The organism is Streptomyces sp. ICC1 (assembly GCF_003287935.1).
Lineage (GTDB): Bacteria > Actinomycetota > Actinomycetes > Streptomycetales > Streptomycetaceae > Streptomyces > Streptomyces tritrimontium.
Map to the genome: position 1 here is coordinate 3,012,250 of NZ_CP030287.1, position 19,810 is coordinate 3,032,059.

Here is a 19,810-nt window from a genome sequence, read left to right on the forward strand (position 1 = left end):
CATGACCATGACCTGATCTCCTGAACGTTCTGAGCGGCGGGCCGGGGCAAGCCGATGGGCGCCCCGGCCCGACGGTCTGGAGCGAGAGTGCCTTGATGCGGCCAGGGGGAGTTCAGCTTTCGCACACCTTCCGTTCTGATGCCATGTGAAATATCACATGGCATCAGCACGGACCAAGAACCCTTGGACGGCGCTCCATTACACGGAGGACGAACCCCGATGAACCGCTTAGCTCTGCTCGCGGCCGGTGCCGCAGGTCTGGCCCTCTTCTCGATCACCCCCGCGAACGCCGCCCCCGTCCTGCCGGCCGACACGGGCGGGACCGTCACCACCTCCTGCGGAAGCTCGGGCCTCCAGGCGGGCCTGGCCACGCGGGTGTGCGCCGAGGTCACAGGCGCCACCGTCGAGTTCTACGGGACGGTCGGGCTGGCCGGCCCGCCCTCCCCGGGCCGCCCGGCGCCCGCCGCGAAGGAACTGCTCACCACCTTGTCCACGGAGGTCGTCGGGTCCGCTCCGCCCCAAACACAGGTCAAGCGGATCATCTTCACCTCCGCGAACCTTCAGGTGCGCGGTCCGGTCACCACCGTCCCGTGCGGCTCGACCGTCCGCGGCACCTTCGGCGTGACCTCGTTCCCCCGTCCGGCCCAGCCGGTGGTCCACGAGGTCACCATCACCTGCTGAGCCCCCCGCGTGCGCAGGCCGATCCTGATCCGGTGCGGCGCCTGACTACCGCTGTCGGGCCATGAACAGCGCGAGCACCCCGCAGAGCATGATCAGGATCGGCAGCACCCAGGCGGTGGTCAGCACGAACGCCGCCACCCCGAGCGCGAGAGTGAGTACGGCCAGCACCATGCTCTGCACGTCGATGCCCGTGGTCGTCCCGTCGGTCATGTCGTACTCTCCCTCAGCCGCTGGTGGGTTCGGCGCCGCAGAGCGCGCGGATCGAGCCGGTGGCGCGATCAATATCGGCCCGGTCGAGCCACTTCAGGCCCGAGCCGTCCAGGAGGTCGTCGCCGATCCGGTCGGCGTCGGCCCGGACCGCGTCCTGATCCGTGCCGCGGTAGTCCTCGGCGGCGTCCTTCAGATCGCCGATCTCGTCCTCGATCGAACCGCTCGCCGACCGCAACGCGCCGAGCTTGCCGCACACTTCGGCCTTGTCCGTCGGCCAGTCCACGAAGGCGGCGATGACGAAGAACACCACCGCGAGCACGAAGAGGAACCGGACGGTGGTCCGGTCCTCCCGGAGGGCCTCCCGGGGATCTCCCCAAGGCCGGGGCGACGAAGAGTCCTGTGGGTCCGTCACGGAACGCCTCCCCTCAGCCCTGGGCCTTGAAGCGCTGGCATACGCTGAGGAACAGGTTCGCGTTGGCGATGTTCTGCAGCGGCACGCTGTCCACGGTCATCTTGCGGAGCTTCTTGTTGAACATCAGGGTGCCGTCGTACGCGGAGATGTCGACGATCTCCGACCAGGCGGCCGCGTGCTTCCGGCCCGCCACCCCCCGCCGGTCGACCTTGTACGGCCCGAAGTCCACCGTCTCACCACGCTCGATCCGCCCGAGCACGCCGGGCAGTTGCACCCGCACCACACACTCCTCGATGTACTCCCCCCACGACCTCGGCCAGACGAACATCGTGCCCTCGACCACCGAGGTGATCCCGAGAGCCTGCTTGTCCTCCTTGAGGAAGACCCGGGTCCCGGGGCCGATGTTCAGCGCGACGCCGCCCGTGTCGAGCAGGGTGTACCGGGCGTCCCCCCGGGTGCTGAAGTACCGCAGGACCCGCAGCGTCCCCCAGTCGTACGCGGCCTCGAAGAGGTCGTCCCCCCGGGATATCCGCGCGGTCCGCACGACCACCCCGCCGTCGTACAGATAGAGCCGCGACTCGTTGTGCTTCTTGGCCACCCAGCTCGGCTTGCGCCGAAACGTCCGGCGCCACTCCCCGAGCCCGCGCTGGGCGGCGAGCGCCGCGGCTTCCGGCGTGGGGTGCTCGTACGTGTCCTTCTCTTCCATGTGGACCTCTGCTCAGGTGAGTTGACAAGGAATCAAGTTAGCCATGTTGCCATGGCGGCGGGGCGGCGACATCGTCGGGCACGCACTGTGTTCCTGGGGGGCGGGCCCTTCGACCGGAGGAACTTCGCCACCGTCGCGACGCTGAACCGCGACGGCGGGCCGCAGACATCGGTGGTCTGGATCGCCAGGGAGGGGGACACGGTGCTGTTCTCCACGACGGCCGGGCGCCAGAAGGCGCGGAATCTCGCACGGGATCCACGGGTCAGCCTCACGGTCTTCGACACCGCGAACCCGTACCGGTCCGTCGACATCCGCGGCACGGTCGAGCTGCTCGACGACCCTGAGAGGTCGCTGCCGCGCACGCTCTCGCAGAAGTACCTGGGCGAGGACCCGCCGGCCGAGCCGGAGGAGGTGCTCCGGCTGATCGTCCGGGTGACCCCGCGGAAGGTCACGGGCTTCTCCGTCTGAGCATCGCGGACGCCCGGGTGTCCGCCGCACCGAGCGCGGCGGACACCCGGGCGCAACCGGGCGCACCCGGGACGGGTTCGGCACGGCGACTGATCGCTCCAACTGGAGCGCCGGGCCTACCGCCGTCGGCCTGTCGTGGGCCCGGCCAGTCGGCGATCGTCCGCTCGCCGGGGCCCGCCCATGTGCCGCCGAGCGAGGTGCGAGCAGTGATCGGGCCGCTGGGCCTGGACCGCCCAGGCCAGGGCCGATCCGGTCCCCAGCACAGTGACCTCACGGACCCGGGCGACGGGCAGCCCGCGCACCGTGATCTGCTCGTAGGGGCGCATGGTGAGGTGCAGGTGAGGCGGCTGCCGCCGTCCGGCAGCCGTCGCACGGTCGAGGGACCGTGGAACTGCCACAGCTTCAGCCCGGCCCGCGTCCCGTGGACGCTCTCGCCGTGCCGCTCCATCCAGCTCGCCAGCGCGTCGAGCCGCTCCACCGCCTGCGGCGGGAACTCGCCCTCGCCCGTCGGCCCCACGTTGAGCAGCAGGTTGCCGCCCATCGAAGCCGCCTCGACCAGGGTGTGCAGGATGGCCCGGGGGGACTTCCAGGTGTCGTCCGACGGAACGTGTCCCCAGGTCTGGTTCATGGTCATGCAGGATTCGCACAGGCCGGCGGGCGCGACGACCGGCAGCTGCTGCTCGGGGGTGGTGAAGTCACCGTGCCCCTTGCACCGGTCGTTGACCAGGGCGTGCGGCTGCCGCTCGCGGATCAGCTCGCGCAGTTCCCCGTAGCGCCACTCGTCCTCGGTGTGCTCGAACTCCCCGTCCAGCCAGACGATGTCGAGATCGCCGTACGAGGTGAGCAGCTCGTCGAGCTGTCCCTGTCGGAGTGGGACCAGGTCATCGCCGACTTCAAAGCCAAGGGCGGAGCCAAGGCGGCCGAATCGCTCGCCAAGGAATACGAGGCCGCCCGGTAGCCCTCCACGGAAGCCCGCCGGGCCCGGTGTACGTAGCCTTCGGGGTGGCGGGAGTGGTCGGGGCGGCGGAGGGAACGGGTCGTGGCTGAGGGGCAGGGCTGGGAGCGGCGCAACGAGGCGGCGTACGGGATGGCCGCGTGGCGGCGTGCCGTGATGACCTGCGGTGCGCTGGTGGTGTGGCACACCGGCTACGACAACCGGTCCGTGCCCGGCCCGTCGGGACCGCGGCCGGGCCGCCCGGACGCGCCCGACGGCGCGCAGTTCACGTCGCGGTGGATGCCCGTCGTCGCGTTGCTGGCGCTCGCGGTGTGCCGTGCCGCCCGCGAGGCGGACGTCCTGGTGGACGACGTCGAGCTGCCCGAGCTGTTCGGCTGGGTCGACGGCGTCCACACCGGCCGGCTCCACCAAGGAGCCCTGGACACCGGCGAGGCGCGGGCGCGGACCGAGGAGGGCTGGCTCCGGCTGGTCGGGGATGCGAAGCGTCAGCGCCGGGCCCGCCAGGTCCTCGAGGATCACGTCGTGGCGCACGGCGAGAACGACCGGGACCGGGACCTGGACCTGGACCTGGAGGGGACCGGGGGTGCGAGCCCGCCGCCCCCGCTGCTGCTGCTCGGTGACCGTGCGCGCGCGGTGAGGGCGGCCGGGATCCCGGACCTGGAGCCGGAATGGAAGGGCGGTGTGGATCACGCCCGTGCGCAGATCGGCAGGCTCGAGCTCGCCCTGGAAGGAGGGGCCTGGACGCCTGCGCGCGAGCACCGCCGGTACGCGGAGCTCGTGCACCGCACGCTGGTCGCCGCCCCGGACTTCCCGAGGCTGCCCCGGGGGGTGCCGGGTCCGGCCTGGGTGCAGCGGGTGCTGCGGATGCCCCACATCACCTCCACCGTCCTCACCCTCGGAGAGGTCCCCGAGTTCGCGCCGTTCGGCCCGCGGGGATCGGCCGGTGACCCGCTGGGCGGCGCCGTCGGCTCCGTCGCGCACGACGCGGCGGGATCACTGGCCCATGCGGCAGCCGACCTCGAACGACTGTGGGCGGCCCGCCCCGCGGACCAGCCGATGGCCCTGTGGGAGCGGGCGCACCTGCCCGAACCGGTCCGCACCCAGGTCCTGGAAGTCGAGAGGGTGACCGACGAGCTGGCCGTGGTCCTCTTCGGCATCGCCCACCCCGGCGCCGGGCGGTGACAGCGGCCGGCGCCGGACACGCGCGCTCACGCTCCACCGCCGGGCGGCCACGCTCGCTCGTCGGCGCCTTTCAGAACACGCAGCTCTCGGAGACCGGCGTACCGGCGCGCCGCGCGTCCATCCAGGCGACCGCATCGTCCAGCGGGCCGTCGCTGAGGGTGTGCCCCTGGTCGGGGTAGTGCTTGAAGTCCAGGTTCACGCCCTTGTCGCACAGCTGCCGGGCGAGCCCCTGGTTGAGACTGCTCAGTACGTCGTTGCCCCCCTGCGGGAGCAGCACCGGGACCTTGGTGGTGACTTCGCCGGCGGCGCTGGCCTTGAGGGCGGCGTTGAGCGGTCCCAGATCGGCGCCGGGCCGCAGGATGTTCTCGGCGGGCGGGATCACGGTGTCCCCGGAGATGCAGGTTTCCGTCCACATGTGGTCCGCGGCGGCCAGCGCGTCGGGGGTGAGGAGTTCGGCGGGCTTGACCGCAGGGTCGGCCGCCGAGGCCCCGTTGACGAGCAGCAGCAGCATCCCGGCGTAGGGAGTGGCGATCGAACTCTGCTGGGCGAACAGGTCGGGCATCCACTCGAACCCGACCGCCGGCGCGTTGGCGACCACGCCCTTGAGGTCGACGTCGGGAGCGTACTCGGCGGCGTGGTGCGCGCTCCACAGCGCCGCGTGCCCGCCCTGCGATCCGCCGTAGACGAGGCTCGTCGCGCCCGTACCCGGGTCGATCCCGCGAGCGGCGCGAAGGATGTCGAGAGTGGCGTACGCGGCGGACTTGCCGTTGAGGTACGGGTGCCTGACCCCGGTCACCCCCACTCCGATGTAGTCGGGCTGCGCGACGACGAATCCGCGCGCGAGGAGTTTCGCGACCGGGCTGGAGTCCTCCAGCCCGGCGAAGGCGGGCATGCGGGACGGGCCGCACAGCGAGCCGATGCCCATCGTGCCGTGGTCCACCGCGGCGACAGGCCGTCCCCCGGCGGGCGCGGGGCCGTCCGGTACGGTCACCAGCCCGCTCGCGGCCACCGGCTTGCCGTTGGTCCCGGTGCTCAGGTACATGACCAGAAAGGTGTGCGACGCCAGCGTCAGCGTCGACTCCGGTGGAGCGAAGGGGCGTTGGCGGATCACCGTGCCGGGCTTGCCCGGGGGCAGCGGATTCGGAGGGTCGTAGAACGCGTCGCCCTCGGGTACGGGCGTGGTCGCGGCCGGCCCGTCGGGGATCCGGTCGTCGCCGGCCCGGGTGCAGCCTGACAGGGCCAGCGCGGCGACGGTCGCACAGGCGAGGGCCCAGCGCGAAGCCCGGACCCACGCCGCCGGCTTCCTGCCGCGTCCGCTCCGGGGGTCCGGCCGTGTGCTCTGTCCGTGCGTCAAGGACGATCTCCTTCGCTTGCGCGGCTGCCGTTCGGCGCCGCGAGAGGGAGGCCCCGACCGGGCGGGCGCCCCGCGGAGGGTGCGAGGGCCGACGAAGAGCAGCCGCGCCACGGCTTCTTCGGCGACCCCCCGCACCCCGGTCGGTGTTCCGTCGGCGTGGATCAGTAGGCGACGGATCCCGTGGAGTGGCGGTCGAAGGCCAGGTAGAACTTGGTTCCGTCCTTCACGTCGGTCGCGGCAAGCCCCCAGGACCCGCCGTTGATCCAGCGCCAGCCGTTGCAGTACCAGCCGCCGCTGGAGGGGACGAAGCAGGTGCGCACGTAAGTACCCGAGCCGGGTTTGACGTTGATGTCGCTGCAGTTCGACGTCGAGACCGCGAGGGCGTCTCCGTGCGGCCAGTAATTGCCCTCGTCGCTCGCGTAGCTCCGGCCGGAGCCGTAACAGGACTGGGCGGCCGCCTGGGCCGTGCCGGCGGATCCGACGAACAGGCTGGCCAAGGTGAGGATCAGGGTTCCCAGGGCGGCGGCGGTCTTGTGTCTGCGCATCGTCTTCTCCATCGGTCAGCGAGTGGATGGGGGTGTCTGGCGTGTGCACGTCATGCTTGCGGTCCCGGGGTTGACCGGCAAGACGTCGATGCGACCGACTGGCCACGGCGCCGCGGAGGTCCCCGCATCCTCTGTGCGCCGTAGAGGAGTTCGTCGTGAAGGACCTCTGGACGGCCAGACGACCAGACGACCAGACGAGCAGGCGGCGTCAGCGGCAGGTCAGCTCGAGCGTTCGACGCGCGTGAGCCACTCGAGGAGGAGGGCGCGCAGGAGTTCCGGTCGCTCGTGGGGAAGCGCGTGTCCCGTGTCGTCGACCACGGCGAGCGAGGCGTGTGGGTAGTGGTCGACGAGGTCGGCGGCGGCGGCGTACCCGACCGTCGAATCCAGCCGGCCCGCCACGATCACGGTCGGACCCGCGTACGCCGCCGCGTGAACGGGGGCGAGCGTCCACCGTTCGCCGATCCGCTCAAGCGCCGCCTGGTCGACGAGCGCCGCGGCCGGGGCGACGTAACGCTCGTACCGGTCGAGCATCTCCGGGGTCTGGATCACGAAGTAGCTCCGGAAGACGTCGTCGCCGATCTCACCCGATCCGGCGACCGCGCGGTGCTCCGGTACGTCGCGCAGTCCGGGCAGCAGCGGACAGACGAGCGCGAGACCGGCGACCTCCGCCGGGCGCCTCGCGGCCATCGCCTGCGCGAAGTACGCGCCCGCCGAGTGCCCGATGAGGAGGTACGGGGCGCCGTCCGCGGCCTCGTCCGCGAAGGCGAGCAGCGTGTCGAGGACGTCGTCGGCGCTGCGCAGCGTTTCGGGAGCGACGGTCTGGCCCATTCCGGGGAGGTCGGGATAGATCCGCCGCAGACCCGCGACGCCGTCGAGAACCACTTCGAAGCAGGCTTCGGTCTCGCGGTGGTCGACTCCGGCGCCGTGGAGCACCAGCACGGGTCGCCCGGTCCCGTGCTCCACGTAGTGGAGCGCCACCTGGCCCACATGGATCTCCATGCCCGCATGCTAAGCGCGCGGGCGCTGGGACGGCGCGAAACCCACCGGCGGGCGTCAGGCCTCGTCCGCCACTCCGTCGTTGTCGTCGGGGCCCCGCGGCTCGCCCCAGCCCCGGATGACCTCGGCCAGTACCCAGTAGAGGAAGACCGCGAGAGGGCTCCACGCCAGGACGGTGATGATGATGCTCATGGGTGGGGAGTTCCCGGTCGGGTGCCCCGGAACACTCTGCTCCGGGGTTGGCCGGCGTCGCCCTGGCGGGCCGCCCGGGGGAACAGCTCGAAGTCGCCGGAGGCGGGGTCTGGGTCTGGGCAGTACTGCAGTACAACCGTGCGAAGGGTGGAAGGCGAACTGCCTTGCCGCGGGGGGTGAGGAAACGATCGGCCCCGCCGGGCGGAGCCCTACCGTGGGCGGGATGAAGCGCATGTCCGCGGCCTTGTCGGCGGCCGCCGCCCTGCTCCTGCTCGCCCCGCCCCCGGCGGCAGCCGTCGCCGCCGCGCCGTGCGTCAAGGGCGAGTCAACGACCTGGAGTTCGTGGACTACGACGACCCGAAGGACATCGCCGCCGCCAAGTGGAACCACCGGGGAGGTCCCGGCCAGACCGATTACATCCGGTTCAACACGGCGGCGATGAAGAACGCCGGCCGGACCAAGCGCCGGCAGATCGCGGCGCACGAGCTGGGCCACGCCCTGGGGCTGTGCCACAAGTCCGACGCGGGCGGGCCGGGCTATGTGCGGTCCCTGATGTGGCCCGCCGCCCACGAATACTTCGACCTCCCCCAGGACGTCGACAAGGCCAACTACTCGAAGCTGTGGGGCTGATCATGAGCGTGAAGACGTGGGCGATTGCCGGGACGGCGGCCACCGTGCTCCTCGGGGGCGGCGGTTGGTACGCCTGGGAGAGCGCCGGGGATGCGCGTACCGAGAGCAGCGAGAGCAGCGAGAGCACCGAGAGCCTGTGCGGGACGCCGTCCGGCGGCACGGACACCGAGGTGGCGACCGGTGCGCAGGGCATCGCCGTGGTGGAGGCCACCGGCGAGGCCGTGCACGACCCCGAGGCCGTCGGCGCCGAGAATCCTCAGCTCGTCACGACGCCGGTACGGGTCGTGGAGGTGATGAAGGGGAAGTTCGCCCCGGTCATCGGGGTGTCGCAGCGGGTGGAGCCGGGCGGGGCGCCCGGCTCGTTCACGGTGGACACCTCGAACCGCGAGGTGGTGATGGAGCCGGGGCAGCGGTACGTGGTCGCGATCGGCCCCGGCGACCTGGAAGCGCGGCCGGGGACGACGGCGTTCTCCACCTTGATCCAGCCCGCACGCCGGGGCGCGGCCCAGGAGGCCGACTACTGGCGGGGCGTGATCGCGAAGGCGCCGCCGAAGCCGGTGTGCGAGGACATCGTCACCCAGTAGGCCCCGTTGTTCGCTCCCCCTACACTTCACGAGCTGCGAAAACGCGACAGGGGGAGCAGAGACATGGGTGGACATGGATAGCGGTGCGAGGAGTGCGGCGGACAGCGGTCCTCCCCTCATCTCCGCGGTGCGGGCCGGAGACACCGCCCTGGTGAAGAGCCTGCTTCGGCGGTACGTCGACCCCGACATGCTGGACGCGGCGTTCTGCCTGGCCGTCCGAACGCACTCGGGAGCCATCGCCCAACGGCTGCTCGACCACGGCGCCGACCCCGGGCAGTGCGGACCGGACGAGCTGCCACCACTGCGCGAAGCGGTGGATTCGGGCTCGCCCGCGCTCGTCGAGGTGCTCCTGGACGAGCGGGTGCGGGGCAGGTACGGCGAGTCCGAGCTGCTGGAGATGCGGGATCTCGCGCGCCGCCGGCACGAGACGGGGGTCGAAGCCGAACTGCGGCGCCTCACGGGCTCCCGGGACGCCCTTGTCCGTACCCGGGTTCAGGACGACGACTACCACAGCGTCGACGCGTACTCCCTCGGGGGAATGACCGTTCGCGACGGGCACGCGGCGATCCTCACGCGCCTGGAGGAACTGCTCGGCATCCGCACTTCCTTCGAGGAGCTGATGGCACGCGCGTTGGGCCACGCCCAGGACCACTCAGATTGGGGCGATGTCACCATCCTGCTGGCCAACCGTCGCGACCAGGAGACCTGGACGGCTGCCGCGGCGCTGCGCACCCATCCGGAGCCGTCCCACCGGTTGTTCGGCGCCGAGGTGCTTCGGCTGACCCACCTCTTCGACAACAGCGACGAGGACGCGTTCGCCGGTCCCGCCCTGGACTTCTTCACCGACTGGTCGACCGGGGAAGAGGACCTCGCCGTGCTCATCGAGGTGCTGGTCGCGCTCGGCGAGCTCACCGATCCGCGCGCTCTTGCGGCCCTCGTGCCCTACGCCGGCCACCGCGACCCCGGGGTACGGTGCGCGGTGGCGCGCAGGGTCGGCACATGGCCCGAGGCGCCGGCCTTCCCCGATGATGTCCGTGAGGCACTGCTGGTGCTGATGACGGACGTGGACACGGTCGTACGCCGGGCCGCCTGTCTCACGGTTGCCGAGGGAGGGGACCGCGGTCCCGTCTTCACCGATGCCATGGCCGCCCTGCTGGACGACGCGGACCGCCGAGTCCAGGTCACCGCCGTGTACGGGCTCGCGCTGCACCACGACGAGCGCTGCGTGGAAGCGGCGCGCCGCCTTCCCCCGGCGCCGCCCGGCACCCCGCACGAGGACGAACTCGATGCGGTGTGGCGCTACGAGTGGCGCCGCGACGGCCGCTGACGGGGCTCATTGCCGTGGACCGGGTACCTCGGCCGCGCCGCCGGCCCGGACGGCGTCGACGACGCGTTCGTGGAAGGCGGCAAGGGTTTCCGGCGGGAGCGGGGCCGGGCTGCCCGTGAGGGTGTACCACTCGTCCGCGCCCGTGTACTGGATGCGGACCCGGGCGGTGCCGTCCGGGCCGGCCTCGCTCGTCAGGGTGACGTCGCCGGTGATGACGCCGACCTCGTCGGTCATGGCCCCGCCGGGCCCCGCCTTCACGTGGGAGGTCAGCGGAACCGATCCGCCCGGAACGGCGCCGTGTTCGGGAACCGGGATGTCGTCCTGCTGGGGGCTGGTCATGAGGGTCACGTCTCCAGCTTCTCGGTGAGTTCGGTCTTCTCCGCCTGGGTCAGGGCCGGGGTGCCTGCAGGCCCTGGAAGAGCAGGTCGATCAGTCGGCGGGGGTCGTAGCGCGGGTCGCTGTCGCGCCCGACGCAGAGATTGCCGATGCCGCGCATCAGCTCGTAGGCCTGCACGCCGGGCCTGATCTCGCCGGAGCCGGTCGCGGCGTCGAGCAGTTGGGTGCCGACGGGCAGCAGGCGGTCGAGGAAGTACGTGTGCAGGGTGGCGAAGCGGTCGCTGTCGGACTGCAGGGCGTCGGCGAGCCCGTGTTTGGTGACCAGGAAGTCGACGAAGAGGTCGATCCACTGGCGCAGCGCGGCGAGCGGGGTCCCGGCAGTGGCCAGCAGGTGGGGGCCGGCCTCGGCGCACGCCTCGATCTGGTGCCGGTACACGGCGGTGACGAGGTCCGCCCGCGTGGGGAAGTGGCGGTAGATCGTGGCCATCCCGACGCCCGCGCGGGCCGAGATCTGGCGGATCGGCGCGTCGACGCCGGAACCGAGGAACACCTCGGCGGCCGCGGTGAGGATGACCTGCTGGTTGCGCTGTGCGTCGGTCCGCTTGCTCCGGGCCGACACCTGCCCGGTGGGGCTCTCGGTGGGCATCTCGGGCATCTCGCGTTCCTTCCGACACCGTTGACAAAGCGGAGCAGCGCTCCACATAGTAAATGGAGCGACGCTCCGTTTCAGGCTACCCGAATGGGGCACTCCTGGCCTGCCTGCCTGCCTGCCTGCCTGCTGCCCGGCGCCCGTCGCGCGCCGCGGGGCACAGAAAGGAACCACCCCTCATGAACACACCCACCGAGACCACCCTTGCCGACACGTTCGGCCCGCCCGTCCCGGTCGTGTCCTACGGCCCGCTGGTGCTGTCCGTACCCGGCCGTCCCGCGGACCTCCAGGTGCGGGTCTCCGCACCCGCCACCGGAACCGGCCTTCCCGTCATCCTCCTCTCCCACGGCCACGGCGGCTCGAACCACCTCTCCTCGCTGAACGGCTACGCGCCGATCGCCGGCTTGTGGGCGGGGGCCGGGTTCGTCGTCATCCAGCCGACCCACCTCAGCTCCCGGACCCTGGCCGGCCGCCTTGCCGATGCCCCTGGAGCCCCCTTCTTCTGGCGCTCGCGCGGCGAGGACATGACGCACATCCTCGACCGGCTGGACGTGATCGAGAACGCGGTGCCGCAGCTCGCGGGGCGCGTCGACCGCAGCAAGGTCGGCGTCGCCGGACACTCCTTCGGAGGTTTCACCGCGAGCCTCCTGCTGGGCGCCCAGGTCACCGAACCGGACAGCGGGGAGGTCGTGAGCCTTCTGGAACCGCGGATCAAGGCCGGTGTCGTGCTCGCCGCACCGGGCCGGGGCGAAGTCATCCACGCGTCCATGGGCGAGCGGCTGCCCTTCTTCCGGACCCTCGACTTCTCCACGATGGCCACACCCGCGCTGGTCGTCACCGGCGACAAGGACGACTCCCGGCACTTCACGGACATGGGGCCGGACTGGCACGCCGACCCCTATGCCCTCGCCCCCGGCCCCAAGACCCTGCTCACCCTGTTCGACGCGGAGCACGGACTCGGCGGCATCGCCGGATACGACGCCGCCGAGACCACGGACGAGAACCCCGGGCGGGTCTCCGCCCTCGCGCGTCTCACCTCGGCCTACCTCCGCACCGAGCTCGGCCTCGACGCCAACGCCTGGCGAACGGCCTGTGACGCGCTGACCGCCGACCCCGACCCGGTCGGACGGATCGAATCCAAGTAGCCGGGCGCGTCCCCGTACGACCGACCCGGTCAAGGCGGTCATGCCTAGTACTCCAGCTGTAGATCGTGATCTTGCTGGTGGGGCCTGCAAGGGAACGGGCGCGGCCGCCGTTGATCATCGTCGGTGTGGACTGACGACGAGACGGTGGCCACTCCACAGCGTAGATCCTGCACGTTCACTGTCGGCCGGCATGCCGGAAGTTGATGCGTTCACGGATGACGGGGAAGCCAGCCTTGGCGAAGTTCGCGGCCATGGGGAAGTTGGCCTGGTCCGTCGCTCCGCTGACGAACTCCGCGCCTTGCTCGACGAGGAGGTGGGTGCACTCCGCGAGGAGGTCGTAGGCGTAGCCGCGACCGCGCTGTTCCGGGACGACTCCGATGAAGCCGATCGTCGGGCCGGAGGGGTTGTGGGCCGGGATGTGGATGCCGGCCAGGTCGCCCTCCGGCGTGTGTGCGATCTGCCACCATTCCCGTGGGGAGGGGCACCAGTGGAAGAAGTCGAGTTCCTCCTGGGCGGCCTGGTCGAGGCCGCCCTCCTCGATGGCCCTGAGCGCGTGGGCGTCCAGGGTGGCGGAGTGGATGCGGCGCAACGCGTCGAAGAACACGGTGTCGTCGGGTTCGGCGCTGAAGCGCAGGCGTCCGGGCCGCTCGGGCAGACCTCGCTCGGGGGTCCAGCGGTACAGGAAGCGTTCCACCAGGAGTTCGTACCCTGCGGCTCGTGCGGCGGCGAAGCGCGCCTCGGCTCCGGCGCGCAGGTAGGTCTTTTCCCGCCAGCCGCCGGGCAGGTTGATCTCGAGTTCGACCTGCCAGGGAGCGGAGCGCAGGAGTTCGGCCCCGGCCTCCTCCTCGCCCTCGGCCACGTCGAACCAGTTGATGTTGACGGGCTCCGAGTCGTCGGGGCCGCCCCACCACGCACCGCGTGCGACGACCTCGCCGTCGCGCAGGGCGACGCGCTTCCAGTCGGGGCGGAACCGGGTACGCCGGTGGCCTTCACCGGCGCCGAGCGGGTCGGGGTGTGCGTCGAAAAGATGTGCGTCGCTCGCGGAGAGCGCGCGGATGACCGTATCGGTCATGGATTCCTCCGGGATACAGGCTGCTTGGAGCGCTCCCGGTCAGAACTGACGAACTACGCCGGGATAGCGGAAGAGGGAGCGCTGGAAAGGTGTGAACTGCACGGCACTCGCCTCCTTCCATCCATCTCAGGGCGTGAAGCCACACGGTACGTGATCTTCCGCGGGTCCGTCCACGGATTTCCGCGCCCCTTGAAGGAGGGGTTCGCGGGACGATGCAGAGCGCTCTCAAAGGCCCGCGGGGCCGTAAGCGGACTGTAGTGCTCCAGCTGTGTGGATTGTGATCTTGCTGGTGGGGCCGTTACGGGAACAGATGCGGCAGCCGTTGATCATCGTGGGTGTGTGGACTGACGGCGAGACGGTGGCCACTGGTCGCAGCATAAATCCCGCACGTTGGCGGGAGGCGTTTGAGGTGGCCATGGGGCGCATAGCGGGCCGGTTCGCCCGCTGTGAACCTCGCCTACGGGCCGGGCGGCTGGTGCTGGGCCTGCTGTCGGACCTGCCGCGCAAGAACTGCTGGACGATCGCGGAGTGGGCCGGCGAGGCAACCCGGCACGGCATGCAGCACCTGCTGTGCCGGGCGTCCTGGAACGCCGATGCCGTCCGCGACGACGTCTGCGAATACGTCGTCGAGCACCTCCACGACGATGCAGCGGTGCTGGTCGTCGACGAGACCGGCGACGTGAAGAAGGGCACCCACACCGCCGGGGTCCAACGCCAGTACACAGGCACCGCGGGACGGATCGAGAACTCCCAGGTCGCCGTCTACCTCGTCTACGCCGGCGCCCGGGGACACGCGGCGGTGGACCGGGAGCTGTACGTCCCGCGCTCCTGGACGGGCGACCCGGACCGCTGCCGGGCGCCAGGGCTCGGCGAGGAAACCGTCTTCGCGACCAAGCCGGAGCTGGCCCGCACGATGATCGAACGGTTCATGGATGCCGGACACCGCGTGGACCGGGTCACCGGTGACGAGGTCCATGGCGGCAACCCGAAACTGCGATCCGCCCTGGAGGAACGCCGCATGGGCTATGTCCTCGCGGTGGCCTGCTCGGCCGAAGTGACCACCGGTGCGGGCACGTTCCGCGCCGATGCCCTGGCCCGGAAGGTGCCGAAGCGGGCCTGGCAGAAGCTCTCGGCCGGACGCGGCGCGAAGGGACAGCGGTTCTACGACCTTGCGATGCTCGCCCACGCCTTCCTCGCGGTGGTCCGTGCGAACGAACACGCCCGACAGTCCATCTCTGACGACCTGGTCCCGCTGTCCTGCAACGAGGTCCAGCGCTTGTCCATCACCCTCGCCATCCGGCCTCTCCGCGATGCGGCCCACCGGGTCGGTTGGTCCGACTGGCGACGCCGCCATCAAAAGCGATCACGCACCAGCCATTACCAGCGACAAGCCGCATCCCAGACATGAAGATCACGATCTACAGCTGGAGTACTAGGGGGAGCCGACGGGTAGGGCCAGGCGCGATGCAAGGCGGAAGCGCATCTCTCCGGCGGCCCGACGTACTTCCTCGGAGCGGGTTTCGTCCTCGAGCGCGACGAGGAGCATCATGACCGCCCGGGCTTCGTCGCCGGTGAGCAGCTTGAGGCGGGTCTCGGTGACGGCGTCCACCAGCACGCCGAGGAAGTCTTCGTCGTCGGTATCCATGCCCGGGACAACGCCGACCCGCCACCTGCGGTCACTCCGGCCGATGGCGACGCCCCCGCGCGCGGCGTGTCCGTGATCACACAGTGGTGGTGGGAACGATCCGCTTTCGTTGATCGTTCAAGGTGTGTGGGTGCGGGACACCCTTTGACCCCGAGATCTGCACACAGATGAGCCTCGGCAGCGTCAGATGTGAATAAGAGACGTGGGCCCAGGGGTTAGCGCATGCCCGGAAACAAATGCTACACAGTGGTTACACGTGTCACTTAAACGTGTAACCACTGTGTAGCATTCGTTTCCGGCCATCCGCTAGCCCCTGGGCCCAACCGGTCTGGAAAGATGCCACGGCAATGTCTCAGTCATCGAAGCCGCCCAAGTCGCCGTCACCCGCCGTGCCGCCGGCCGCGCCGGGCACCGCCGCGCCCTCCGCCGCCGCGCCGCCCCCGCCCGTGCCGACCAGCGCGGATGTCGCCCGTCTCGCCGGGGTCTCGCGCGCGACGGTCTCGTACGTCCTGAACAACGCGGAAGCGGTACGCATCAGCGAGCCGACCCGCCGCAAGGTCCGGGAGGCCGCCGAGGAGCTCGGCTACGTCCCGCACGCGGCCGCCCGCAGCCTGCGCGCCGGGCACACGCGGATCGTGCTGCTGCCGACCTCGCACGTGCCGATCGGCCCGCTCTACAGCAACTTCCTCAACGAGCTCCAGTGGGCGCTGCGCGCCCTCGACTACACGGTCGTCCAGTACGGCAGCCTCGGCCTGACCGGGGACGAGGCCGCGCGCGCCTGGGCGGAGCTGCGGCCGGTCGCGGTGATCTCCCTGGGCGAGATCACCCTGTCCGCGCACAACGTCGCCACGCTCAAGCGGGCCGGGGCGCGCGCGGTGATAACGATGGGGCCGGCCGGTGTCCCCGGGGCGCACGCTCTGGTCATGGACCAGGCGGAGGTGGGCGCACGGGCGGCCGCGCACCTGGTGGAGCGGGGCCGGCGCCGGATCGGCGTGGTCGTCCCGGAGGAGGAGGGGCTGGAGCTGTTCTCCACACCCCGGCTGGAAGGCGCGCGGTCGGTGGCGGGGGCCGAGGTCGTGGCCCTGCCGATGGCGTACTCGGAGGAGTCGGCGGCGGCGCTGGCGGGGCGGTGGGGGTCGCTCGGGCTGGACGCGGCGTTCGCGTACAACGACGAGTACGCGATGCTGCTGATGCGGGCGTTCCAGGACGAGGGGCTGCGCGTGCCGGACGACGTCGCCGTCATCGGCGCGGACGATCTGCTGATCGGACGGCTGCTGCGGCCGCGGCTGAGCACGGTGCAGATCGAGATGCCCACGGGGGAGCGGCTGGCGGGCCTGGTGGACCGCGCGGTACGGGAGCCCGCGGCCGTCGTCCGGCGGTACGACCTGATGGCGGCGGTGGCGCTGCCGCGCGAGTCGACCTGAGCGGTACCGGACGGCCTGAGCGGGTCCGCCGCGACCTGAGCGGTCCCGGACGGCCTGAACGGCTCGGGACGACCTGAGCGGATCCCGGATGACCTGAGCGGTCCCCGGACGACTTGAGCGGTCCCGCGCGACCTGAGCGGCCCCGGGTACCCCGGGCGCCCCGGGTACCCCGGGTGCCCCAGGTGTCCCGGGCGTTCCGCCCGCCCGGCCCCGGCGGCGGCGCGCCGACGGGGCCCGGCGGGCGTTGACAGGCGGGGAGGGCCGGACGGAAACTGCGGGCGTGCCCCACCGGGCGCGGGCGGAGCGTGCGCCGTGCCGGACAGCGGCTTCGGCGTGCCGCGCCGCCACCCGCCCGTCCAGGAGGGACCCCATGAGCATCCGTACCGTCCGCGACGTCTACGTCGTCGACGCCGTCCGCACCCCGATCGGGAAGTTCGGCGGCGCCCTCGCCGGGATCCGCCCCGACGACCTGGCCGCCCACGTGGTGCGCGCGCTCGTGGACCGTACGCCCGGTCTCGATCCGGCCCGCATCGACGACGTGGTCTTCGGCGACGCCAACGGCGCGGGCGAGGACAACCGCGATGTGGCCCGCATGGCGGTGCTGCTCGCCGGCCTGCCCGTGACCGTGCCGGGGGTCACCGTCAACCGCCTGTGCGGATCCGGACTCGAGGCCGTGATCCAGGCGGCCCGCGCGATCGCCCTCGGCGACGCCTCCGTCGCCATCGCGGGCGGGGTCGAGTCGATGTCCCGCGCCCCCTGGGTGGTCCAGAAGCCGGAGCGCGCCTTCCCGGCGGGCCACCAGCAGATGTGGTCCACCACCCTCGGCTGGCGGATGACCAACCCCCGGATGCCCGCCGAGTGGACCGGTTCCCTCGGTGAAGGCGCCGAGCTCGTCGCCGACAAGCACGCCATCACGCGCGAGGCGCAGGACGCCTTCGCGCTGGAGAGCCACCACAAGGCGGCGGCCGCCTGGGCCGCCGGGCACTACGACTCCGAGGTCGTCCCGTTCGAAGGCGTCGCCCTCCTGCGGGACGAGTGCATCAGGGAAGGTTCCACCCCCGAGGCGCTGGCGCGGCTGAAGCCCGCCTTCCGCACCGACGGCACGGGCACGGTGACCGCCGGGAACGCCTCGCCGCTCAACGACGGTGCCGCGGCGCTGCTGTTGACGGACGAGGAGGGGCTCGCCGCCACCGGCCGGGAGCCGCTGGCCCGGATCAGCGCGTCCGCCGTCACCGGGATCGAGCCCCAGCTCTTCGGCCTGGGTCCGGTGGAGGCCGTCGAACGCGCCCTCGCCAAGGCGGGCCGCTCCCTCGCGGATCTGGCCGCCTTCGAACTCAACGAGGCTTTCGCCGCACAGGCGTTGGGCTGTCTGGCCGCCTGGCCGGAGCTGGACCCGGCGGTGGTCAACCCGCGCGGCGGGGCGATCGCCATCGGCCATCCCCTCGGCGCCTCGGGAGCCCGGCTCGCGGGTTCGGTGGCGCACCAGCTGGCGGCAGCCGGGTCCGGTACCGGTGTCGCGGCGCTCTGCATCGGTGTGGGTCAGGGCATCGCCCTCGTCCTGGAACGCTGAGCCGGGGCGCCGCGACCCCGCCGCGACCCGGCATTTCCGCCGCAGTCCGTTGCCCGCCGCAGCCGATCGTTTCCGGTCAGAGTCGGCGGGCAACTGCTGTGCGGGCAAAGAAAGTTGATGCCTCCGATCCGGTGCGATGGAACGATGGCGGCGTGCTGCCACCCCCCGCCACGCCCACCCGCATCCGGAGGCCCCGCGCCATGCCGCTCCTCGACCCGACGCTCTGGCAGGACGGACCCACCCTCACCGGCGGCACCGCCCCGGTCACCGAACCCGCCACCGGTCAGATCCTCGCGACCCTGGACCTGGCGGCCCCCGCCGATGTCGCGGAAGCCGCCGTGCGGGCCCACGCGGCCCAGCGCGACTGGGCCGGGGCCACCCATCCGGAGCGGGCCGCCGTGCTGCGCCGCGCCGGGGACCTGTTCGCCACCCACCCCGCCGAGCTGCGGGACTGGCTGGTGCGGGAGTCCGGATCGATCCCCGGCAAGGCCGACTTCGAGCTGCACATCGCCGCGCAGGAGTGCTACGAGGCGGCCGCGCTGGCCTCGCGCCCGGCCGGCGAGGTGCTGCCCAGCGAGGCGCAGCGGCTGTCCTTCACCCGCCGTGAACCGGTCGGCGTGGTCGGGGTGGTGGCGCCCTTCAACGCCCCGCTGATCCTCGCGATCCGCTCGGTGGCACCGGCGCTCGCCCTCGGCAACGCGGTGCTCCTCAAGCCGGACCGGCGCACCGCGGTCTGCGGTGGCCTCGCGCTCGCCGCCGTCTTCGCGGCGGCCGGCCTGCCGGCCGGGCTCCTGCACGTCCTGCCCGGCGGCGCCGGGACGGGTGCGGCGGTGGTCGCCGACCCGCTGGTCAGGGTGGTGTCGTTCACCGGATCCACCGCGAGCGGCCGTCTCGTGGGCGAGCTGGCGGGGCGTCACCTCAAGCGCGCCCACCTGGAGTTGGGTGGGAACTCGGCGCTCGTCGTGCTCCGGGACGCCGATGTGGAAGCGGCCGTCGCCCAGGCCTCCTGGGGGTCCTTCTTCCACCAGGGCCAGATCTGCATGACGGCGGGCCGGCACCTGGTCCACGCCTCGCTCTACGACGAGTACGTGGAGCGGCTCGCCGCACGCGCGGACGAGCTCGCGGTCGGAGACCCGTACCGCGAGCAGGTGCACCTGGGCCCGCTGATCGACCGGGCCCAGCTGGAGCGGGTACGGGGCCTGGTGGAGGCCAGCACCGAGCAGGGCGCCAAGCTCGTCACGGGCGGGCCGGACCGGGAGCTCTTCTACCGGCCCACGGTGCTGGCGGGCGTCGGCGACGACACCCCCGCCTACACCGAGGAGGTCTTCGGCCCGGTGGCGCCCGTACGGTCTTTCGCGACGGAGGACGAGGCGGTGGAGCTGGCCTCGGCCGGCCCCTACGGGCTCGCCCTCGGCATCGTGACCCGCGACGCGGGGCGCGGGCTGGACCTGGCGGGGCGGATCCCGACCGGGATCGCGCACGTCAACGACCAGACGGTGAACGACGAGGCGGTGGCCCCCTTCGGCGGCGTCGGCGCGTCCGGCACCGGCGCCCGCTTCGGGGGCGAGGCCAACCTCGGCGCCTTCACGGAGCTGCGCTGGACCACGGTCCGCACCACCCCGGGCGGGCACCCCTTCTAGACCGGCTCCCGGGGGTGCGCAGATCCCCGGGAGCGCCCAGGAATGCTTCGGGGCGGCCGTTCGTTCACCGGACGGAAGCGATACACC

Annotated in this window: 23 protein-coding genes; 12 read left to right on the top strand and 11 right to left on the bottom strand. The window is 71.9% G+C overall.

Annotated features, from left to right (window positions below):
- Positions 1-219 precede the first annotated feature (219 nt).
- Entirely contained in the window at positions 220-681 is a 462-nt protein-coding gene (locus DRB96_RS14275; protein ID WP_112448806.1) for a hypothetical protein, read from the top strand.
- A 45-nt stretch (positions 682-726) separates the two neighbouring features.
- Here the strand turns inward: DRB96_RS14275 and DRB96_RS42920 are convergent, their stop codons facing one another.
- The 3 genes from DRB96_RS42920 to DRB96_RS14285 all read right to left on the bottom strand — a co-directional run bounded on the left by DRB96_RS42920 (position 727) and on the right by DRB96_RS14285 (position 2,009).
- On the bottom strand, positions 727-891 hold the full coding sequence (locus DRB96_RS42920) for a hypothetical protein (RefSeq protein WP_162688525.1): 165 nt from the start codon (positions 889-891) through the stop codon (positions 727-729).
- A gap of 13 nt (positions 892-904) precedes the next feature.
- On the bottom strand, positions 905-1,210 hold the full coding sequence (locus tag DRB96_RS14280) for a hypothetical protein (RefSeq protein ID WP_162688524.1): 306 nt from the start codon (positions 1,208-1,210) through the stop codon (positions 905-907).
- A gap of 106 nt (positions 1,211-1,316) precedes the next feature.
- Positions 1,317-2,009 (bottom strand): DUF6585 family protein, encoded by a 693-nt coding sequence (locus DRB96_RS14285; RefSeq protein WP_112448808.1) that lies wholly within the window; start codon positions 2,007-2,009, stop codon positions 1,317-1,319.
- A gap of 87 nt (positions 2,010-2,096) precedes the next feature.
- On the opposite strand from DRB96_RS14285, the gene DRB96_RS14290 reads away from it, so the two are divergent.
- The 3 genes from DRB96_RS14290 to DRB96_RS42925 all read left to right on the top strand — a co-directional run bounded on the left by DRB96_RS14290 (position 2,097) and on the right by DRB96_RS42925 (position 4,614).
- A complete protein-coding gene (locus DRB96_RS14290) occupies positions 2,097-2,477 on the top strand; it encodes a PPOX class F420-dependent oxidoreductase (RefSeq protein WP_239516070.1) in 381 nt (126 codons plus the stop codon).
- A 700-nt stretch (positions 2,478-3,177) separates the two neighbouring features.
- On the top strand, positions 3,178-3,435 hold the full coding sequence (locus tag DRB96_RS44570) for a hypothetical protein (protein WP_239516069.1): 258 nt from the start codon (positions 3,178-3,180) through the stop codon (positions 3,433-3,435).
- A gap of 81 nt (positions 3,436-3,516) precedes the next feature.
- On the top strand, positions 3,517-4,614 hold the full coding sequence (locus DRB96_RS42925) for a hypothetical protein (protein WP_162688396.1): 1,098 nt from the start codon (positions 3,517-3,519) through the stop codon (positions 4,612-4,614).
- 70 nt (positions 4,615-4,684) lie between these two features.
- Here the strand turns inward: DRB96_RS42925 and DRB96_RS14305 are convergent, their stop codons facing one another.
- From DRB96_RS14305 to DRB96_RS45920, 4 genes are all read right to left on the bottom strand, one after another.
- Entirely contained in the window at positions 4,685-5,968 is a 1,284-nt protein-coding gene (locus DRB96_RS14305) for a lipase family protein (protein ID WP_112448812.1), read from the bottom strand.
- Positions 5,969-6,129: 161 nt separating this feature from the next.
- Positions 6,130-6,513: a hypothetical protein gene (locus DRB96_RS14310; protein WP_112448813.1), complete on the bottom strand. Its 384-nt coding sequence runs from the start codon at positions 6,511-6,513 to the stop codon at positions 6,130-6,132.
- Positions 6,514-6,732: 219 nt separating this feature from the next.
- Positions 6,733-7,512 (bottom strand): alpha/beta hydrolase, encoded by a 780-nt coding sequence (locus DRB96_RS14315; RefSeq protein WP_112448814.1) that lies wholly within the window; start codon positions 7,510-7,512, stop codon positions 6,733-6,735.
- A 54-nt stretch (positions 7,513-7,566) separates the two neighbouring features.
- Complete coding sequence (locus DRB96_RS45920; RefSeq protein WP_275431893.1) at positions 7,567-7,701, bottom strand: hypothetical protein; 135 nt, start codon at positions 7,699-7,701, stop codon at positions 7,567-7,569.
- Between the two features lie 309 nt (positions 7,702-8,010).
- On the opposite strand from DRB96_RS45920, the gene DRB96_RS14320 reads away from it, so the two are divergent.
- The 3 genes from DRB96_RS14320 to DRB96_RS14330 all read left to right on the top strand — a co-directional run bounded on the left by DRB96_RS14320 (position 8,011) and on the right by DRB96_RS14330 (position 10,242).
- Positions 8,011-8,331, top strand: a complete 321-nt coding sequence (locus tag DRB96_RS14320) for a matrixin family metalloprotease (RefSeq protein WP_112448815.1) — start codon at positions 8,011-8,013, stop codon at positions 8,329-8,331.
- 2 nt (positions 8,332-8,333) lie between these two features.
- Positions 8,334-8,915, top strand: a complete 582-nt coding sequence (locus DRB96_RS14325; RefSeq protein WP_162688522.1) for a hypothetical protein — start codon at positions 8,334-8,336, stop codon at positions 8,913-8,915.
- A gap of 151 nt (positions 8,916-9,066) precedes the next feature.
- Positions 9,067-10,242 (top strand): HEAT repeat domain-containing protein, encoded by a 1,176-nt coding sequence (locus DRB96_RS14330; RefSeq protein ID WP_162688521.1) that lies wholly within the window; start codon positions 9,067-9,069, stop codon positions 10,240-10,242.
- Positions 10,243-10,248: 6 nt separating this feature from the next.
- Here DRB96_RS14330 and DRB96_RS14335 read toward each other — a convergent pair whose 3' ends face one another.
- Together DRB96_RS14335 and DRB96_RS14340 are read right to left on the bottom strand one after the other, a co-directional pair.
- Entirely contained in the window at positions 10,249-10,581 is a 333-nt protein-coding gene (locus tag DRB96_RS14335; RefSeq protein WP_112453413.1) for a hypothetical protein, read from the bottom strand.
- Between the two features lie 49 nt (positions 10,582-10,630).
- Positions 10,631-11,224 carry a TetR/AcrR family transcriptional regulator gene (locus DRB96_RS14340; RefSeq protein WP_112453414.1) on the bottom strand — a complete coding sequence of 198 codons (594 nt, stop codon included), beginning with the start codon at positions 11,222-11,224 and terminating at the stop codon, positions 10,631-10,633.
- A gap of 182 nt (positions 11,225-11,406) precedes the next feature.
- Between DRB96_RS14340 and DRB96_RS14345 the strand changes: the two genes are divergently transcribed.
- The gene (locus DRB96_RS14345; RefSeq protein WP_112448818.1) at positions 11,407-12,372 is read left to right on the top strand and encodes a chlorophyllase; all 966 of its coding nucleotides are present in this window, start codon (positions 11,407-11,409) and stop codon (positions 12,370-12,372) included.
- Between the two features lie 175 nt (positions 12,373-12,547).
- Here the strand turns inward: DRB96_RS14345 and DRB96_RS14350 are convergent, their stop codons facing one another.
- Positions 12,548-13,444 carry a GNAT family N-acetyltransferase gene (locus DRB96_RS14350; RefSeq protein WP_112448819.1) on the bottom strand — a complete coding sequence of 299 codons (897 nt, stop codon included), beginning with the start codon at positions 13,442-13,444 and terminating at the stop codon, positions 12,548-12,550.
- Between the two features lie 415 nt (positions 13,445-13,859).
- On the opposite strand from DRB96_RS14350, the gene DRB96_RS14355 reads away from it, so the two are divergent.
- Entirely contained in the window at positions 13,860-14,852 is a 993-nt protein-coding gene (locus tag DRB96_RS14355) for an IS701 family transposase (protein WP_112448820.1), read from the top strand.
- A 24-nt stretch (positions 14,853-14,876) separates the two neighbouring features.
- Here DRB96_RS14355 and DRB96_RS14360 read toward each other — a convergent pair whose 3' ends face one another.
- Entirely contained in the window at positions 14,877-15,089 is a 213-nt protein-coding gene (locus DRB96_RS14360) for a hypothetical protein (RefSeq protein WP_112448821.1), read from the bottom strand.
- Between the two features lie 347 nt (positions 15,090-15,436).
- Between DRB96_RS14360 and DRB96_RS14365 the strand changes: the two genes are divergently transcribed.
- The 3 genes from DRB96_RS14365 (at position 15,437) to DRB96_RS14375 (ending at position 19,723) form a co-directional block, all read left to right on the top strand.
- Positions 15,437-16,513 (top strand): LacI family DNA-binding transcriptional regulator, encoded by a 1,077-nt coding sequence (locus DRB96_RS14365; RefSeq protein ID WP_112448822.1) that lies wholly within the window; start codon positions 15,437-15,439, stop codon positions 16,511-16,513.
- A gap of 370 nt (positions 16,514-16,883) precedes the next feature.
- A complete protein-coding gene (locus DRB96_RS14370) occupies positions 16,884-18,083 on the top strand; it encodes a thiolase family protein (protein ID WP_112448823.1) in 1,200 nt (399 codons plus the stop codon).
- A 200-nt stretch (positions 18,084-18,283) separates the two neighbouring features.
- Positions 18,284-19,723, top strand: coding sequence for an aldehyde dehydrogenase family protein (locus DRB96_RS14375; protein WP_112448824.1), 1,440 nt, complete (start codon positions 18,284-18,286; stop codon positions 19,721-19,723).
- Positions 19,724-19,810 lie beyond the last annotated feature (87 nt).

Bases quoted from the DNA above. Each gene is read 5' to 3' on its own strand.
- DRB96_RS14275 (WP_112448806.1), top strand. From the start codon at position 220: ATGAACCGCTTAGCTCTGCTCGCGGCCGGTGCCGCAGGTCTGGCCCTC.
- DRB96_RS42920 (WP_162688525.1), bottom strand. From the start codon at position 891: ATGACCGACGGGACGACCACGGGCATCGACGTGCAGAGCATGGTGCTG.
- DRB96_RS14285 (WP_112448808.1), bottom strand. From the start codon at position 2,009: ATGGAAGAGAAGGACACGTACGAGCACCCCACGCCGGAAGCCGCGGCG.
- DRB96_RS14310 (WP_112448813.1), bottom strand. From the start codon at position 6,513: ATGCGCAGACACAAGACCGCCGCCGCCCTGGGAACCCTGATCCTCACC.
- DRB96_RS14315 (WP_112448814.1), bottom strand. From the start codon at position 7,512: ATGGAGATCCATGTGGGCCAGGTGGCGCTCCACTACGTGGAGCACGGG.
- DRB96_RS45920 (WP_275431893.1), bottom strand. From the start codon at position 7,701: ATGAGCATCATCATCACCGTCCTGGCGTGGAGCCCTCTCGCGGTCTTC.
- DRB96_RS14325 (WP_162688522.1), top strand. From the start codon at position 8,334: ATGAGCGTGAAGACGTGGGCGATTGCCGGGACGGCGGCCACCGTGCTC.
- DRB96_RS14335 (WP_112453413.1), bottom strand. From the start codon at position 10,581: ATGACCAGCCCCCAGCAGGACGACATCCCGGTTCCCGAACACGGCGCC.
- DRB96_RS14340 (WP_112453414.1), bottom strand. From the start codon at position 11,224: ATGCCCACCGAGAGCCCCACCGGGCAGGTGTCGGCCCGGAGCAAGCGG.
- DRB96_RS14345 (WP_112448818.1), top strand. From the start codon at position 11,407: ATGAACACACCCACCGAGACCACCCTTGCCGACACGTTCGGCCCGCCC.
- DRB96_RS14350 (WP_112448819.1), bottom strand. From the start codon at position 13,444: ATGACCGATACGGTCATCCGCGCGCTCTCCGCGAGCGACGCACATCTT.
- DRB96_RS14355 (WP_112448820.1), top strand. From the start codon at position 13,860: ATGGGGCGCATAGCGGGCCGGTTCGCCCGCTGTGAACCTCGCCTACGG.
- DRB96_RS14360 (WP_112448821.1), bottom strand. From the start codon at position 15,089: ATGGATACCGACGACGAAGACTTCCTCGGCGTGCTGGTGGACGCCGTC.
- DRB96_RS14365 (WP_112448822.1), top strand. From the start codon at position 15,437: ATGTCTCAGTCATCGAAGCCGCCCAAGTCGCCGTCACCCGCCGTGCCG.
- DRB96_RS14370 (WP_112448823.1), top strand. From the start codon at position 16,884: ATGAGCATCCGTACCGTCCGCGACGTCTACGTCGTCGACGCCGTCCGC.
- DRB96_RS14375 (WP_112448824.1), top strand. From the start codon at position 18,284: ATGCCGCTCCTCGACCCGACGCTCTGGCAGGACGGACCCACCCTCACC.